This is a genomic window from Allorhizobium pseudoryzae, from assembly GCF_011046245.1.
Classification (GTDB): Bacteria; Pseudomonadota; Alphaproteobacteria; order Rhizobiales; family Rhizobiaceae; genus Neorhizobium; species Neorhizobium pseudoryzae.
Window position 1 is genome coordinate 18978 of sequence record NZ_CP049243.1, and the last position, 14311, is coordinate 33288.

The following is a 14311-nucleotide window of genomic DNA, read 5'->3' on the forward strand; positions in this document are numbered from 1 at the left end:
ACCCTCCCTTGTCGGTCCCGCACCTTTGTTTTCATTCAAAGGAGCCGACGATGACCACTTACGACCACATCAACGAACTGCGCGCCGAACTTGCAGCGTCAATCGACCAGGCCGAGCGTCAGCAGATCGCAGCCGAGCTGGCGGCGGCCGAAGCGAAGCTTGCCGAAGAAGAGGCCGCATTCGATGCGCTGATCAGCGCCGAGCCGCCCCACTAGGGCGGCTCGTTCCAATGCCGGCGCGTTGGGTATTATTGCGCTGTTACACGGTACCCTTCATCCAGAGCACCAGCCCCTACTCGATCGCGGTTCGAAGACGGTACGTCTCCCCTACCCTTACGACGTCATAGGCTTCCATAACCCGACCTTCGAAAAGCCTGTGCAGCGGATTGCGACGATCAACGTCAGACCCGACGATCACGCCAGCACAGACGCGGAAAATCTCCCGGGGCTCGATACCGCTGTTGTCTATCAGCAGCGCCTCATCAGCGTATCTGAGGGCGCTAGACAGCATCCGCAGCGATCCTTCATGGCGCCGTCGGATGATGTCTTCCGGAATGTCGTGGCCGCCCTTCTCTACCCGACGCTGAACACGTTCGATGTTGAGCTCAACTGAATCCAGGGCGACGTAGTAGAGGCCGACATAGTACCCAGTCGCCTGGGCTCGGCTCATCAGATTGATTGACTGTTGGCTGCTCAAGGTGGTCTCAAAGACGAACGACTGCCGGGTCTCGATCATCTCACGGATCTTCATGAGAGCCGCCCTCCCCGCTGCCATGGCGGCTGCCCGGCAATCCCTGGATCCTGTGAGCTGTTTGGCAATCTCATCAGCGTTGACCCAAGCAGCGTCGAGCTGCAGCTTGGCATACGCCGATGACTTGCCCGATCCGTTGGGACCGCCGAGAACGATACAGGTTGGCTGGGACAAAGAGTGACGACCTCAGGCGGCAGAAATGCGCTTTCTCTGCTCAAATGTTGCCTGATCCTCGGCCTCATTCTGGAGGTCACGAGCGGAGATCGGCAGTCCCAAGCGACGGCTCTCGGCAATCGCTTCGCGGCCGATCTGCTTCAGGGCTTCCTTGTTCTCGTCAAACTTCTTCAAGAGCATTTGCGGTCTCCTAAGGAAAGAATATAGCGCAGAGCGAGCCCGTCGGCAAATCAGGACTTTCCCAGATGAAGGCGTCAGGCGACGCGATCAAAAGCTGCAGATCTGCTCTTTGCGCGTCTAGAAAGAGGATGGTACCCTTCTGAATCCGTTGCAACGGGAAGATGATCACACCATGATAGACGAAGTAGTCGACCTTTCGAAAACGCTGGTTTGGACTGTCGGAATGATCACGCAAGCCGGTCCTGATGAACGTAAGAGAGTAGTCAATGCTTATCGCGAAGCGCAGGACCTGGTTGCGCAGATCCCCAAAACCGACGAAGGCGCACGGCCTCGTATTGTCGCTTGCTTCCATCGCTCGGATAAATACCGCGCTGTCGAAGATATCGCCTGCGTTGGCTGGATCCTGACGGCGATCGAGGAACGCGTCAATGAAGGCGACCTTCCCGATTGGCGAAAGCTTCGCAAGGTCGTGAAGAACGCGGTGAAGCTCCTGTCGGACCCTGCCCCGACGCTTCACTGAATGCAGTCAGGTCCGGCACACATCCGATGGTTAGACATTGCTTTTGGCCTGGTGATGCGGAACGGTTTTGGCGGGGGAAGTCGGCCCCGGCTTCCGCTTCGCGGCGCTATGCTAAGCCTCCTGCGGCTTCCCATTATCCGTCAAAACTGTGTCGAGAATTCCCGCTTTCCCGCCCTTTAAAGAGGGGCGGCGCTATGCTTAAAGCTCCGATGTTCTTCATTGTCCTTCTCGGATCTCGGACTGGCGCCGATCGATCCGAGCGGTGCCTTCGCCAGAAGGGGGGAAGGACGCCGCATGAGCGCCGGCTATTCGCCAATGGCGGCCGGCGCGCGGTGGAAACCAGAGCCAACCCATTGAGTGCAAGTTATGGCGCGGCTTTCGCCGCGCCATTCCCTTTCTGCTTCTCGATCGTCCGGGGCTCCATGGCAAGCACAAGATCATGCACCATCTTCAAGGTCGTATCGTCGAGCTTTTTCAGGTGGTCGACCGTTTCCTCCATCAGCTGGTCTCTCAGGGCTTCGCGTGACTCGGCTCTGGAGTGAGAGGGCTGTTCGTTGACGAGAGGATCGAAGAACTCTTCCGGGGTGATATTCAGGACTTCGAAAACGTGGAGCAGGCGTCCGACGGTCATCAAGGATGAGGCGTTTTCGTAGCGGGCGTAGGTTGCCTCCTTCACCCCTAGCAGCATGGCCACTTTGGCTTGCGCAAGTTGTCTGTCGGTTCGCAGGTCACGCAGCCTTTGCGCGACCAGCAGATCCAGTTGGCTGAGATCGATGATCTTTCCGTCGAGCGGCTTGCGATAAACCGGATGATCTTTGTCTGGGTCTACAACGCGTTCAAGTCCGAGATAGCTTACCCACTGCTCGAGTCCGAAACCTGCCATTGCCACCAACCACACTGGAATTTCATCGTTGTTCCTCCGGGACAATTAAAGATGGTGCCTCGAAAGTCTACCCTGGATAGCTGCTTTGGCGCATCGCTTTGCGACCCCGCTCTATGCCTTCGGCACGGAGCCAGCAGACACTGTCTCCGCCCATTCGGGTGACGATCGGTTGCGCTGCGGCTTCGCCTCAAATCAGTTTCATCGCAGGCAAAATCCGTTCGGAACATTTACAGCCTCGCCCGATCGACCCATATTGGCTGTTGATCAAGTCAGGTCGTGGCAAGTCTCTAGCCTTTTCTTGTCGCGTGCCTACGGAGGCCGCCCTGCCTCGTATCGGGGCGGCCTTTCCCCTCCCCTACTGCTCTTCACAGTAATCAGCATCAGCGGTTTGCCGGCCTAGGCCAGGATAAAGCAGTGACGCCGGAGGCGTCCCGTCTGTTTCTTTGATGAGGGAAAGAGGAGCGCTGCCCCCTCTCCCTCACAAGGGGAAAAAACGGTCTCCCCGTCCTTCCTTCGCGCAGCCTTGGGGCAGCGCTTTGTGCAGGAGCGCCGCTGACACGACGCCCTTTCGGCTTTGCCTCGGGCGGGCGAACCCCCTCCGTTTTTATCCCCTTGCCACCCTCTCCCCCGCTGCTCCGCGCGAACTCGGGAACAGGAGCGGGGCTCCTGCCCACGAGGGGCACGAGAAGACCGCTTCGCGGAATTGGAGAAAGGGTGAGAACTATGACCACAACCGCAACCGTTTACCTGGTGGACCCGGAAGCCGGGACCATTCAAGCCGCAGAGGTCGCAGCACCTAGCGCATTCTCTCAGACCTACAGGCTGATTGGATGCCAGCTTGTCGAGGTGGTGCCATTCGACACGAACCACGTTCTTATCGTCGATGAGGAGGGTTTGCGCGACGGATTGACCGCTTTCACTGTCTTTGATGGCTACCCGCAGCCATTGGCTGGAAAGATCGTTCTTGCCAGCCTGGACGGCTCGCATGTCCTACCGCCGCAGATCAGCATTGAGGAAGCAGCGGCCCGCCTGAACGTCTGCAAGCCGGTTCTTGATCCGGTCTTTGCCAAGGCAGACGAGCATTCCCCCAATGGGGTCATTCTGGGCGGCGCTTTGATCGGGTTCCAGACCCGCATCACCCGCACTCACCCAACCGTCATGGCGGGGGTAGTCCGATGATCATCGCTGTTGTCGAGGACCGCACCCTGTCCATTCTCGCCGGAACCTTTGCCGCGACCATCGCGGCGAAGGACATCGAACATAGCTTCCATGCCCTTACTCATTTTCCGGAGCGGCGCACCCTTTCCGAACTGGAAGGGCTGGCAGAGCGCCTGAACGGCTTTGCCGCTTACATGGTGGAGCTGTGGGAGCAAGCAAAACTGCCCCTGCCGGACGCTGAATTAGAGGCCTTTGCCCGCCGTCATGTCGAGATCACCCGCAAGTATTGGGCAGCGGAAGGCCGTTGCATGAACTGGTTTATCACCGGACCTGCCCGCTTTCCCGTCGCCCGCAATGAAAAGCGGATGCGAGTATCAGACGCCCGCCGTGCTGACGTCTCGGCCCATATCGCGACTGCGAAAAAAGCAGTGAAGCGCAAGGTGTTTCCCCACGGGACCGATGACGAGCCGATCCGCTCCGGCGACCCGGCAGCCATGCAGCGCATCGCCTCGCGGATCGAAGACCTGGCACTGTCCATCGACCGGATGAAACGGGCGAATGTCATCATTCGCCGGATGGAGAAGGATCAGGCGAGCGAAGCCGACATTCTGGCCCGTGTGGTGGCCGAAACCGGCATGGACGAGGAGAGGGCATCGCGTGGCGTTACCCTTGCTCCGTGGCAGAACCGGCGCGGCTTTTCCACCACCAACACCCGCGCCGAACTGCGCCGCATGCAAACCCGCCTTGCATCGCTTGCTGCGATGAAGAAGCGCGGCGACCGCGCCGAGGACGTCGAGACGGAGGCAGGAGCCGTCACGGTCAAGGAACATACCGACATGGCCCGCATTCAGTTGCTGTTTCCCGGCAAGCCGGACGAACAGACGCGGCGCACCCTGAAATCTCACGGGTTCCGCTGGTCCCCTTCGCAGGGGGCTTGGCAGCGCAACTTGAACGAGGCCGGACGCTATGCGGCCAAGTGCGTCTTGAAATCGATCAGCGGCAACAGCGCCGCTTCATCAGCCCCGGAAAACAGAGGATCCCCACATGAATGAGCAGATTTTTACAGTCATGGAGTTTTCCGGCCGAGGCGACGCCATGTTCGGCGGCAGTGCCGCCGACTGGAGCCTATACACCCAAGAAGACGGCTCAAACGCTTTCATGAGTGCAGCCGACGCGCAGCGCCGCCAGCTGGTGAAAGCCTATTTCCGGCTGTGGGAGGCAAAGCGATGAGAAGCAAAAGCCAGCGCCGAAGCGTTGAGGTGTTCGACACGCCCTCCGGTTTAGGAGGGAGCCATACGGTTGAGGTTGTCGAGTACCTTGGAAACAATAAGGTCAGGGGGCGCGTCTGGTACGGACGCGCCACCGCGACAGGTTGGGAAGCATGGAAGGACTGGGACGGCTACCGCTTTGAAACCGACCGCGCCAACCTGACCAACAAGCGCACAATGCCGCTGTTCAGATAGGACCTTGGCCGCATTTCGATGTGGCCCGACATCAGGAGGGACACCATTGAGCCGATACACAGTGACCGTGAAGACCGACGGAGAGACTGACGAGAATGGCGTAATCGGCTATGATCCGCCGTTGCGCACCTTCTTTCTGCAGGCGTTTCCCGATGAGGAAACCGACGAATACGCGCTGTGGTTCGGGACGCTTCTTGAGCAGCACCCAAGCCTTGAATCGATCATCGAGAGAGCGCGCCGTTTTGGCTATGAGATCGAAGGGCTGTCACAGAACGCCATCATCGCCATGACAAAGGAGGCGGTCACGCCGACACCGCCTAGCCTTGGCGAGCGATTGGGCTTGTTGCGCTGACAACAGTCTGACGCTTTTGTTGGGGGTCGGTTCGAAAGAGCCGGCCCCGTCATCGTTTTGGCCGTCGCGAACCTGGCCGCATCGAGCGAGCTGCGGTCCGCCCGAAGGGAGCCCATGCCCCTCCCCTCGGCTCCCCTCCCGCCCAATTGCTGCCGTTGAAGCGAGGCCGGGATCGGAACGTCAGGGTCGTCCACGAGCGCCAGAGTTCTCAGAAATCGACTTCAGCTCTTGGATAGATAATGAGCTCCTGGTCGCGATCAGATAACCGGCCAGATAAGTCAGCTTCAGATACGCTTCACCGTCGCCCTTTGGCTCATAATTGATGATTGCCAGGCGGCTCGCCTTCGCCTTTTTCCCCCCTTGAACTGCCGCTGAATGCTGATCGATCAGCTCACGAAGCGAAGGTTTTTCTCCTGTCGCACCAGCTGCGATCTCCGTTACCACTCTCCTGGACGTGGACAATGCCGGAGCCGTTTTGGTGCATCGAGCGGCAATTGCTTCACGGGACGAACGCGAACTGGATGACGACAGTAGCATGGCGGATGCCTCACCGATCTAGTTGCATTGGGGATCGTCTCAGACCATCAAATCGTCCACAACGCACGATAGGATACGAAACAAGACGAAATCTTGGGCTGTAAGTCATTGGAAAAAAACGGTAAGATTTTTGTTCCACCGCCGGCGGATGGAAGCGATTTCAAGGAACTGTTCAAGAAAATGGCTGCTGCGGGTGCCGGACGCCCGTTGGGTGAAGACGGTTTTCCCCAAGGCCCGTGGACGCCGGAGCTGCTGGCGGATGCCATCTCAAAGATCGACGCCAACCGTGTCGGAGTGGATCTTCGCACCGTCCAGCTCTGGTTTCAGGAGAATGACAAAGGGATCAGCCCGGCCAACATTCGCTGGCTGGCACGCATCTTCGGTTGCGACGATCGCGAGGCGACAAATGATTGGCTGAATGAGCTCGGCTCGGCCCAAGCGCGCCTGACCGCCAGGCGGCGGGATCAAAAGAAGACCGGTGGCTCGACTGCGACTGCCCTGCGTGTGCCTGACACGTCAGCGTTAGAAAAGAACCAGGTTCCGCTAACGCCCGTCGTCTCGGTGGACCTTCAAACCATGCCAGCGGAGTTGCCAAGGGGTTTGGCAATCAAGACCGAGGCGATTTTCTCGCACGGATCACATCTGAACTTGCCGGCCTGGATCTTCGCCGGTTCGTCCGCCCTCGGATTCCTCTCTTACATTTTGGGGATCCACAGCATCACCTATGTGCGCGCGGATGGTATCGAGAAGCAGGTTGGCTTTCTGTGGGCGCCGAACTGGACCTTCCTGTTCATGGTGCTGTTGCCACTGTTTTTCGCCGTCGTCATCGAGCTTCTGGGTTTCTGGAAGCATGATGGCCGGCTCAGGCTACTGGCGGAGGCTGATCGTGTAAGGAGCGGCGACGCCTGGACGCTACATTTGCAGGCCAACTCACAGACCTATTGGGCAGTTTTCCTGATCTGCATATTGTTCGCGGGCGTGGTGCAATGGATCGGCGTGCAGCTTATCCCTCTGCTTGAGCAAGCGCAGGATTTTGCCCCGAGCTGGGGGACGATCGGCATCATCAGGCCGGATATCCTATCGACGCCGGCGGCAATCGTATTTACCGCCCTTGCCTATCTCTACATGTCCACAAGCTTTTACCTGCTGTTCGCTGGCCTGATCCTGCTGCATACGATCATCCATGATCTATGGAAGCTTAAACGCGTAGCTGAACTCCTTGGCGAGCAGAGAGCTTGGCCGGACATTAGTGAAATCGGTCTGCGGATCATGCGCGGGGTCTTCAGATGTTCCGTGCTCGTCGTCCTTGCTGCCATCTGCATGAAGGCACAAAGTGCCTATCTTGCATCGCAGGGCCCGGATTTCGTGACATGGCTGGCACGGGATGTCTGGGCTGCGCTGGCAGATTACGACGATGGAGATAGGACCTTCGATTACATCATGCCCACACACTACAGCAGCTTGCTCGTCGTGCTTTCGACCTGCAGCGTCTTTGTGTATGGAGCAATCCGCTTGGGGGATGATCGGCGGCTTCGTTCCCCCCTGTGGAAGATGTCTGCGGTGATCGGTTTGCTTTTCGTCTCATACATGTTGATCGACGCGTTCGATGGTTTCTCTGTTTTGCTGATCGTTACCGCGCTCATTGCGACCTATGGTCTATTCGATCCGGCATTTGAGTCAGCTTGGCGTGCCCGTGAGATAAGAGGCGACAGCCATGTTTCATAATTGGCTGGATCGTTGGGACGAGGGCCGAGCCCAACGCGGCGAAGAGGCCAAGAAGATCACGGACTTCATTCTGGACGCCGATCGTGCATTTCCCGGCATTGGGGCGGCTGAAACGGTAGAGGAGTTTTGCGTTCTGGCGGAAACGGCCGCCGCTGACCCGGAGTACTTTGAGCCGCCTGATGCGAGCGATCATAGCTTCGAGCTGCGGGATGGCTGGCTGACATTCCCCTCAGACGTTGCAACCGATGTTGCTGAAAACAACATCGTGTGGGCCAAGATCACCGAGAGCGGAAAACGCGATCAGGCGGTGGTGATCTTCCATCACTGGAACGCCGAAAGTCGCAACCGGCAGATTACCGGGTTCCTCTCCTGGCAAGGGGTCACAGTCATCGAGATCGCCATGCCTTACCACTTGGAGCGCAAGCGCCCGGTCTCGCTCTATGCCGATTACATGCTCAGCGCCAATCTCGGCCGAACGGTGCAGGCCGTCAGACAGGCTGTATGGGACGGGCGCAAGCTTATCCGCTGGCTGAAGCGCGAGGGGTATCGGGATGTTTCCGTCCTCGGGATGAGTCTTGGTTCCTGGATAGCCGGACTGGTCGCGGCGCATGAAACCGCCGTTTCTCGGGCGTCGCTGTTCCTCACGGCAGGAAGCCTCGCCGAAATGGTATGGACCGGGCGCGCAACCCGATCGATCCGGAAAAGCCTCGAGCCGCATCTTACGCTTGCCCAGCTGCAAAGAGCTTGGGCACCACTTAATCTCGAAAACCATGCAGACAGGCTGGCGCGGCCAAGCCTCGAGCTTCATGTCATACTGGCATTGAGGGACACGGTTGTTTTGCCGGACCTGTCAGAACGCCTGCTACGGAGGCTGAAGAATGCCGGAGCCAGAGTGAGCGTGGTGCAACTGAATTGCGGCCACTACTCTCTTGCGCGGCCACCCTACATCTTGAGAGCTGGCTGGAGCCTGAAGCGGTTTCTGTTGCGCAAGCGTGAGGCCGCCCAGGCTTAGGAGCCCTTGAGCGCCGCGTCGAGCGGCACCCAACCGCTATGAGGGGAGCCCCCTTCGGCCCCTCCCCTCAAACTCCCCTTCCCCCTCACGACGGGCGCGCCGCGCAAGCGGGACGGCTCACTGAGGCCTGTGGTCGTTTCCGCCTAGGAGCGTCGACGCGAGCTCAACCACCGCTGCAGCATCACGGTGATGGAGATCCGACCTGGCGGCCGGACAACGATTTGCCGGTTGAAGGCAAAGGCGACGGCCGGGGCTACGAAGGCCGCGTTTTCGGGCCGCTCCTTAGCGGCCGTACGTAATCTAATGCTGCGCACGATATGTCAGGCCCCGCCATGGCGTGCAATCCTAAAGGGTTCTCCTCTCCGCTTCGCTCCGTTGCGATCGCTGCGCGATGCACTCGGCAGTTCCATCCTTATTCGAGCTTCGCGATTACGCACAACCATTAAGGAGGAACCTCTGATGAAAACGCTCGTAACCTTCTGCCAGAAAACCGGCCGTCGCCTTCGCCAGTTCATCAACCGGCAAATCGCGAAGTTGTCCCAAAAGGGCCAACTTCGGTTCTCCATCGCCGTGATGCTTCCGCTCATCGCCAAGGTCGAGTTCAGCTATCAAGTCGAGCTCAACAGCAAGGCCGAAAACGACCACAGGCCTCAGTGAGTTACAGCCGCACCCTGCCCTGCAGGGTGCGGCCTATCCGTCGTGATCCCGAACCCGCGGCCTTGCGCGCGCCCGTAGGAAGCATATTTGCTGGAAGATGACAGACTTTCCAAAAGCGCCACCCGAAAAGGACGAAAGCCGCTACATCGCGTGTCAGATGGCGGTGGAGACTGTTTTGCAGGACCTGGTAGAGGATGCCATGCGCCGAGGTTGGGAGGATACGGAAGTCCTCTCCGCTATTACAGAGGTTGCTGACAACCTCATGCTGGCGGTGGCTGCAAATCGGGATCTAGACCTGCTTCTCGCTGCTCTGCGAAGAAAAATGCCCCCGCCCAATCTTGCCAGCTAAGCAGGGTTCGACGCGATCATGCTTGGTATCCAACACGAGGCGCGGCTGTTCAGGGGCGCGAGTTCTCAGGCGTCCGCTTCGCGGCACCTCAGGCTGAGGGCTGAATGACACTCCAACGAGCGAAGTCAGCCTTCGCCCCGAAGGAGACATTCCGGGACAAATAGCCGCCAGACGGCTACGCGTCTTCAGAGAAGACATGAGCTGCTTCGAAGTTGACGGCTGTATTGGGGCCGACGAACGAACACGGTCGTTGGCGATCGAATGCTATGCCGCGGCTTCGCGCCTTCACTTCGGTAATTGGCCGGATGCAACAACTGCGATGGTCGTTCGATTTGCGCACGCGCAAAACTCAGTTCAGTGGACTATTTCACAAGTGAGTTCGATACCGAAACCGATGGTTCGCAGGTGATGAGCGATATTCAGGAGAAGGTGGTCGCGCTTGCCATAGCGCTCGCAGATCTCATTGACTTGTTCGCTGATGGCCCCCCTCAGCGTTTCAGGCACCGCGAACTCCGCGATGACATACGCTTCGCGACCAATCGCGTAAACCGGACAACCTGTAGCCAAAAGCTCCTCTACGAAGGCAGGTATCTGATCCTCGGTCATGACTCATGGACCCTAGGACACGGCGGCAAACTTTGTGGTCAAGCCGTCAGCCGACCTAGCGGCCAGCTCGGTTATCGGTGATGGAATCCCGAAAAAGTACCCTTGTGCGATGTCACATCCGAGTGTTCTCAAAACTTCGAGCTGATCGGCGTTTTCGACACCTTCTGCAACGACCTTGTGTCCAAGACCATGGGCCATTGCGATAACGGATGACACTATGATCCGGCTATCATGGCTTGTGGCGATGTCCTGAACCAGTGAGCGGTCGATCTTCAGAAAATCGTAAGGGAGCTTGGAGAGCTGTGCCAAGTTCGAAAACCCGGTTCCGAAATCGTCGATCGCCACTTTGAACCCTGCGGCCCTTAGCGCCTCAAGATGCTGACGAGCCTTGTCAAGATCCAGCATCGCAACCGACTCTGTCACCTCCAACTCCAGATCGCTTGGCTTGATGCCACGAGACACAACATAGGAGGAGAGCTTCTCGGCGAAGTTTTCGTCTGCGAACTGGGTTGGGCATACATTAACAGCTACCCGTGCTGACAATCCTGGGTTACTCAGTTCACCCACATCTTGCGCAACAATCGACATAACCTTGCGACCGATCCGCTCCAGTCCGTCACCAGCGGCGGCGACATCTAGAAAGCTGCCCGGATACAGCAGTCCCCGTGTGGGATGCGCCCATCTGACCAGAGCTTCATAGCTTTCGACTTCACCAGATTTGAGGTCGATTTTAGACTGGTAGTGAACAACCATCTCGTCGTTGTCTATCGCATGGACGAAATCTCGCTCAAGCTCTGCACGGTCAATAGCCTTTTCGCGCATCAGGTCATCGAAGACTGCATAGGTTCCGCGTCCTCGGCTCTTGGCCTCATACATTGCCATGTCGGCATGTTTCAGCGTGTCGGCACAAGATATGCCCCCGCCGAGTGCTGCAATACCCACGCTCGCACCAATCTGGATTCGCCTTTGGCCGATAACGAAAGGATCAGCCAAAGCATCGATCAGTTGTTGAGCAATTTGGTTGATCTCCTGTTGGCTATTTTCACCCGTCACCAGGACAACAAATTCGTCCCCGGCGAAGCGAAAAAGGAGCCGGCACCCGGGCGATGCGACATCAACGGTATCTGGGGTGAGGCAAAGATTCACATTCTCAGCGGTAATCTGGAGACCATCGACCAGCATTCTGGAGGACGCCATCTTGAGCAGCTTGTCTCCTATCTGGTGGCCGTAAAGATCGTTGACCTGCTTGAAGCGGTCGAGGTCGATGAACAGGATATGCCCGGATAGCTTCTCGGCTCTCTCAAGGAGCTCGTTAAGGACTGCGCGATTGGGAAGACCTGTTATGCCGTCTTCGTAAGCCAGCGTATTGATTTTGGAGACATTGTCGTTGAGCCGCGCCACCATTTTTCGGAAGCTCTCAGCCAGGCCTCCGACTTCGCATCGGCAGTCCACCGTCACAACGGTTTCATAGTTGCCCGAAGCGATGGCTTCTGTGCTCGCCTTCAGGTTCTGAATCGGACGGGTCAACCGCCCGGTCATGTAGTAAGTGAAGCTAGAGGCGGCAGCAATCGAGGCCACGAGCTTGGCATACCCGACTGCGGTCAACGAGTGAGAAGTCTCAGCATCTTGGTATTCCAGAAGGTAGAACACCAGTGCGGCAATCAGGGAGCTAAACACGCCAATCATTATGGTGAATCTAACACGCAGGCTATTCAGGCCATGCCCCAAGATTCGCCCTGTAATCAGCTCGGTGTCAACTTCCATTACTGCACACTCTCCATGGATGGATTAGCGGACCGATTTTGATCGGCCCGCCAGTCTGCGTCTCGATTTCGGAAGCTTAGAAATCCTCCCACGCCTCGTTCTTTACTGCGGTATTGCCTCTGACGGCTGTGGCAACCCGGCTGATCAGCCTGCGGGCTGGCGACGCAGTGGGGGCATTCACGGAGGTAACTTCCGAAGGCGCAGACCTGTTCTGCGAACTGCCGATCTCGAAGCGACCAATGAGCTGAAAGAGTGCTTCTGCTTCCTTGGCGAGAGAGTGGCTAGCGGCGGTCGATTCCTCGACCATGGCCGCATTTTGCTGCGTACCCTGGTCCATCGTGTTGACTGCCGTATTGATCTCTTTCAGACCTGTCGCCTGTTCCTTGGCGCCTTCCACAATTGCGGTAACATTGACGCTGACCGCTTGGACCTGAGATACGATATGCTCAAGTGCCTTGCCTGTTTCTGTGACAAGATGAACGCCGTTCTCCACCTGCTCGCCAGACTTCGAGATCAATGTCTTGATCTCCTTTGCCGCTGAGGCCGACCGTTGGGCCAGCTCCCGCACCTCTTGAGCGACTACAGCAAAGCCCTTGCCAGCCTCTCCGGCACGTGCCGCTTCGACGCCCGCGTTGAGTGCTAGCAGGTTCGTCTGGAAGGCGATCTCATCGATGACACCGATAATGCTTGAGATTTCGCGCGACGACGACTCGATCTCCTGCATTGCATGAACTGCACGATTCACGATCTCTCCTGACCGCTCGGCCGACTGGCGGGTTTCCTGAACCTGCTTGCCCGCTTCTTCGGCGCGTCTGCTGGAATCGGAGACGGTTGTCGTGATCTGCTCGAGCGCTGCTGCTGTTTCTTCTACGGATGCTGCTTGCTGTTCCGTCCGCTTCGACAGATCGTCTGCAGCCGCGCGGATCTGGTTGGATCCGGCAGCAATGGCCTGCGCATTCTGACCGACCCGGCGCATTGCATCCTCGAGCTTAGCCACGGCTTCATTGAAGTCGATGCGGACCTGGTCCAGTCGTTCGGCGAAGACGCTTTCGATCCGGTAGGTCAGCTTGCCACTCGACAACTCGTTCAGAGCGTGACCGATGCTCTCGACTGCAAAACGGACTTCCGCCGCTTCCTGAGCCTGTCTGCGTTCCCGTTCGATGCGTTCCTGCTCGCTGAGCGACCGGTTCGCTTCCGCTTCCTTTTCAAGACGAACGCGCTCTTGCGCATTGTCCCTGAAGATCGCAACTGTCGAGGCCATTTTGCCAATCTCGTCCTTGCGTCCTTCGCCGTAGATTTCGACCTGAAGGTTGCCGGCGGCGAGATCGGCCATTGCTGCCGTGATGGAATTCACCGGTCGTATGACGCCGCGCAAGACGGTCCATGTAGAGAACACCGCTACGGCAGCACCAAGCACCGATAGCGTTGTCATAAAGGTCGTCAGCAACGATGTCAGTTGATTGCCCTTATCGAGGTCCTGCTTTGCCACCTCGATCTGCAGATCGATCAGCTTTGAGATGTCAGTGCCGAGGGGGTCAATCGTCGGATAGAGCTTCTGATCAGCGAAGTCCGAAAGGGCGTTGCGATCGCCAGATGCAAGGATCTGCCGGAGGTTCTCTACACCTGCATTTGATTTAGCACGTACTTCAGCGAAGTTGTCGGCGATTTGCTTTTCTTCTGCCGTCAGCGTCGTTGAAATATACTCTTTCCAATGGGCCTCAATGGAAGCAAGAGCCCTGTCGACATTCGCCAAGCCATCCTTTGGAGACATTGCTCCCGCACGGACCTTGTGCGCCGTGTCCACAATATCCACGGCATAGCCGTCGCCGATCCGCTTGAGCTGCTCCATGGGCATAACGCGGTCTAGAACGATCGAGTTGGCGATCTCCGCCTCTACCCTCATGGCGTAGAAACTGAACGCAGTGATCGCGATTAGTGCCGCGGTCAGCAGCGAGATGCATGCAAGAAGTTTTACCCTGATTGTCATTGTGTCCCCTTCCCAAAACCTATCGAATGAGTGCGCGCCCCCTTGAAGGCTAAGCTCTATACTTAAGCAGACGCTTAATTTTTATGCGCCGAGCAAGCTTATGCGTCCCCTCGTGATCACTGGACATGAAATCTAGGAGTCGAATCTTTACGAATAGCTAATGAATTAGAGAGTCGATGCAAAATTGTTGAGCA

18 protein-coding genes are annotated in these 14311 nt (G+C 57.7%); 11 read left to right on the forward strand and 7 right to left on the reverse strand.

What is annotated here, in order from left to right:
• Window positions 1-50: 50 nt before the first annotated feature.
• Entirely contained in the window at window positions 51-215 is a 165-nt protein-coding gene (locus G6N78_RS18305; protein ID WP_164855740.1) for a hypothetical protein, read from the forward strand.
• Between the two features lie 76 nt (window positions 216-291).
• Here G6N78_RS18305 and G6N78_RS18310 read toward each other — a convergent pair whose 3' ends face one another.
• The gene (locus G6N78_RS18310) at window positions 292-924 is read right to left on the reverse strand and encodes an ATPase (protein ID WP_165222180.1); all 633 of its coding nucleotides are present in this window, start codon (window positions 922-924) and stop codon (window positions 292-294) included.
• A gap of 12 nt (window positions 925-936) precedes the next feature.
• Complete coding sequence (locus G6N78_RS18315; RefSeq protein WP_165222187.1) at window positions 937-1104, reverse strand: hypothetical protein; 168 nt, start codon at window positions 1102-1104, stop codon at window positions 937-939.
• Window positions 1105-1276: 172 nt separating this feature from the next.
• On the opposite strand from G6N78_RS18315, the gene G6N78_RS18320 reads away from it, so the two are divergent.
• A complete protein-coding gene (locus G6N78_RS18320; RefSeq protein ID WP_062553350.1) occupies window positions 1277-1624 on the forward strand; it encodes a hypothetical protein in 348 nt (115 codons plus the stop codon).
• 364 nt (window positions 1625-1988) lie between these two features.
• Here the strand turns inward: G6N78_RS18320 and G6N78_RS18325 are convergent, their stop codons facing one another.
• Window positions 1989-2507, reverse strand: a complete 519-nt coding sequence (locus G6N78_RS18325; RefSeq protein ID WP_165222190.1) for a helix-turn-helix domain-containing protein — start codon at window positions 2505-2507, stop codon at window positions 1989-1991.
• A gap of 723 nt (window positions 2508-3230) precedes the next feature.
• On the opposite strand from G6N78_RS18325, the gene G6N78_RS18330 reads away from it, so the two are divergent.
• From G6N78_RS18330 to G6N78_RS18350, 5 genes are all read left to right on the forward strand, one after another.
• Window positions 3231-3686, forward strand: a complete 456-nt coding sequence (locus G6N78_RS18330) for a DUF3846 domain-containing protein (protein WP_165222193.1) — start codon at window positions 3231-3233, stop codon at window positions 3684-3686.
• The gene (locus G6N78_RS18335) at window positions 3683-4717 is read left to right on the forward strand and encodes a DUF8626 domain-containing protein (protein WP_234905998.1); all 1035 of its coding nucleotides are present in this window, start codon (window positions 3683-3685) and stop codon (window positions 4715-4717) included. Before G6N78_RS18330 ends, G6N78_RS18335 begins: the two co-directional genes overlap by 4 nt.
• The gene (locus tag G6N78_RS18340) at window positions 4710-4895 is read left to right on the forward strand and encodes a hypothetical protein (protein WP_165222196.1); all 186 of its coding nucleotides are present in this window, start codon (window positions 4710-4712) and stop codon (window positions 4893-4895) included. Before G6N78_RS18335 ends, G6N78_RS18340 begins: the two co-directional genes overlap by 8 nt.
• A complete protein-coding gene (locus G6N78_RS18345) occupies window positions 4892-5128 on the forward strand; it encodes a hypothetical protein (protein WP_165222199.1) in 237 nt (78 codons plus the stop codon). The genes G6N78_RS18340 and G6N78_RS18345 overlap by 4 nt, the downstream gene beginning before the upstream one ends.
• 61 nt (window positions 5129-5189) lie before the next feature.
• Window positions 5190-5480 carry a hypothetical protein gene (locus G6N78_RS18350; protein ID WP_306416219.1) on the forward strand — a complete coding sequence of 97 codons (291 nt, stop codon included), beginning with the start codon at window positions 5190-5192 and terminating at the stop codon, window positions 5478-5480.
• 180 nt (window positions 5481-5660) lie between these two features.
• Here G6N78_RS18350 and G6N78_RS18355 read toward each other — a convergent pair whose 3' ends face one another.
• Window positions 5661-5924 (reverse strand): hypothetical protein, encoded by a 264-nt coding sequence (locus G6N78_RS18355; RefSeq protein ID WP_165222205.1) that lies wholly within the window; start codon window positions 5922-5924, stop codon window positions 5661-5663.
• Window positions 5925-6125: 201 nt separating this feature from the next.
• Here G6N78_RS18355 and G6N78_RS18360 point away from each other — a divergent pair, with 201 nt between their 5' ends.
• From G6N78_RS18360 to G6N78_RS18375, 4 genes are all read left to right on the forward strand, one after another.
• Entirely contained in the window at window positions 6126-7742 is a 1617-nt protein-coding gene (locus G6N78_RS18360) for an RcgA family putative transporter (RefSeq protein ID WP_165222208.1), read from the forward strand.
• Window positions 7732-8754 carry an alpha/beta fold hydrolase gene (locus tag G6N78_RS18365; protein WP_165222211.1) on the forward strand — a complete coding sequence of 341 codons (1023 nt, stop codon included), beginning with the start codon at window positions 7732-7734 and terminating at the stop codon, window positions 8752-8754. The genes G6N78_RS18360 and G6N78_RS18365 overlap by 11 nt, the downstream gene beginning before the upstream one ends.
• A gap of 459 nt (window positions 8755-9213) precedes the next feature.
• Complete coding sequence (locus tag G6N78_RS18370) at window positions 9214-9411, forward strand: hypothetical protein (protein WP_165222213.1); 198 nt, start codon at window positions 9214-9216, stop codon at window positions 9409-9411.
• A 97-nt stretch (window positions 9412-9508) separates the two neighbouring features.
• Window positions 9509-9760: a hypothetical protein gene (locus G6N78_RS18375; RefSeq protein WP_165222215.1), complete on the forward strand. Its 252-nt coding sequence runs from the start codon at window positions 9509-9511 to the stop codon at window positions 9758-9760.
• A 354-nt stretch (window positions 9761-10114) separates the two neighbouring features.
• Here the strand turns inward: G6N78_RS18375 and G6N78_RS18380 are convergent, their stop codons facing one another.
• The 3 genes from G6N78_RS18380 to G6N78_RS18390 all read right to left on the reverse strand — a co-directional run bounded on the left by G6N78_RS18380 (window position 10115) and on the right by G6N78_RS18390 (window position 14117).
• Complete coding sequence (locus G6N78_RS18380) at window positions 10115-10366, reverse strand: Y4lK-related protein (protein WP_165222217.1); 252 nt, start codon at window positions 10364-10366, stop codon at window positions 10115-10117.
• A gap of 12 nt (window positions 10367-10378) precedes the next feature.
• A complete protein-coding gene (locus G6N78_RS18385) occupies window positions 10379-12130 on the reverse strand; it encodes a bifunctional diguanylate cyclase/phosphodiesterase (protein WP_165222219.1) in 1752 nt (583 codons plus the stop codon).
• 76 nt (window positions 12131-12206) lie between these two features.
• Entirely contained in the window at window positions 12207-14117 is a 1911-nt protein-coding gene (locus G6N78_RS18390; RefSeq protein WP_165222221.1) for a HAMP domain-containing methyl-accepting chemotaxis protein, read from the reverse strand.
• Between the last annotated feature and the right edge of the window lie 194 nt (window positions 14118-14311).

Excerpts from the sequence above, each read along its gene's own strand:
- G6N78_RS18305 (WP_164855740.1), top strand. The coding sequence starts at position 51 with ATGACCACTTACGACCACATCAACGAACTGCGCGCCGAACTTGCAGCG.
- G6N78_RS18315 (WP_165222187.1), bottom strand. The coding sequence starts at position 1,104 with ATGCTCTTGAAGAAGTTTGACGAGAACAAGGAAGCCCTGAAGCAGATC.
- G6N78_RS18320 (WP_062553350.1), top strand. The coding sequence starts at position 1,277 with ATGATAGACGAAGTAGTCGACCTTTCGAAAACGCTGGTTTGGACTGTC.
- G6N78_RS18325 (WP_165222190.1), bottom strand. The coding sequence starts at position 2,507 with ATGGCAGGTTTCGGACTCGAGCAGTGGGTAAGCTATCTCGGACTTGAA.
- G6N78_RS18330 (WP_165222193.1), top strand. The coding sequence starts at position 3,231 with ATGACCACAACCGCAACCGTTTACCTGGTGGACCCGGAAGCCGGGACC.
- G6N78_RS18335 (WP_234905998.1), top strand. The coding sequence starts at position 3,683 with ATGATCATCGCTGTTGTCGAGGACCGCACCCTGTCCATTCTCGCCGGA.
- G6N78_RS18340 (WP_165222196.1), top strand. The coding sequence starts at position 4,710 with ATGAATGAGCAGATTTTTACAGTCATGGAGTTTTCCGGCCGAGGCGAC.
- G6N78_RS18345 (WP_165222199.1), top strand. The coding sequence starts at position 4,892 with ATGAGAAGCAAAAGCCAGCGCCGAAGCGTTGAGGTGTTCGACACGCCC.
- G6N78_RS18365 (WP_165222211.1), top strand. The coding sequence starts at position 7,732 with ATGTTTCATAATTGGCTGGATCGTTGGGACGAGGGCCGAGCCCAACGC.
- G6N78_RS18370 (WP_165222213.1), top strand. The coding sequence starts at position 9,214 with ATGAAAACGCTCGTAACCTTCTGCCAGAAAACCGGCCGTCGCCTTCGC.
- G6N78_RS18375 (WP_165222215.1), top strand. The coding sequence starts at position 9,509 with ATGACAGACTTTCCAAAAGCGCCACCCGAAAAGGACGAAAGCCGCTAC.
- G6N78_RS18380 (WP_165222217.1), bottom strand. The coding sequence starts at position 10,366 with ATGACCGAGGATCAGATACCTGCCTTCGTAGAGGAGCTTTTGGCTACA.
- G6N78_RS18385 (WP_165222219.1), bottom strand. The coding sequence starts at position 12,130 with ATGGAAGTTGACACCGAGCTGATTACAGGGCGAATCTTGGGGCATGGC.
- G6N78_RS18390 (WP_165222221.1), bottom strand. The coding sequence starts at position 14,117 with ATGACAATCAGGGTAAAACTTCTTGCATGCATCTCGCTGCTGACCGCG.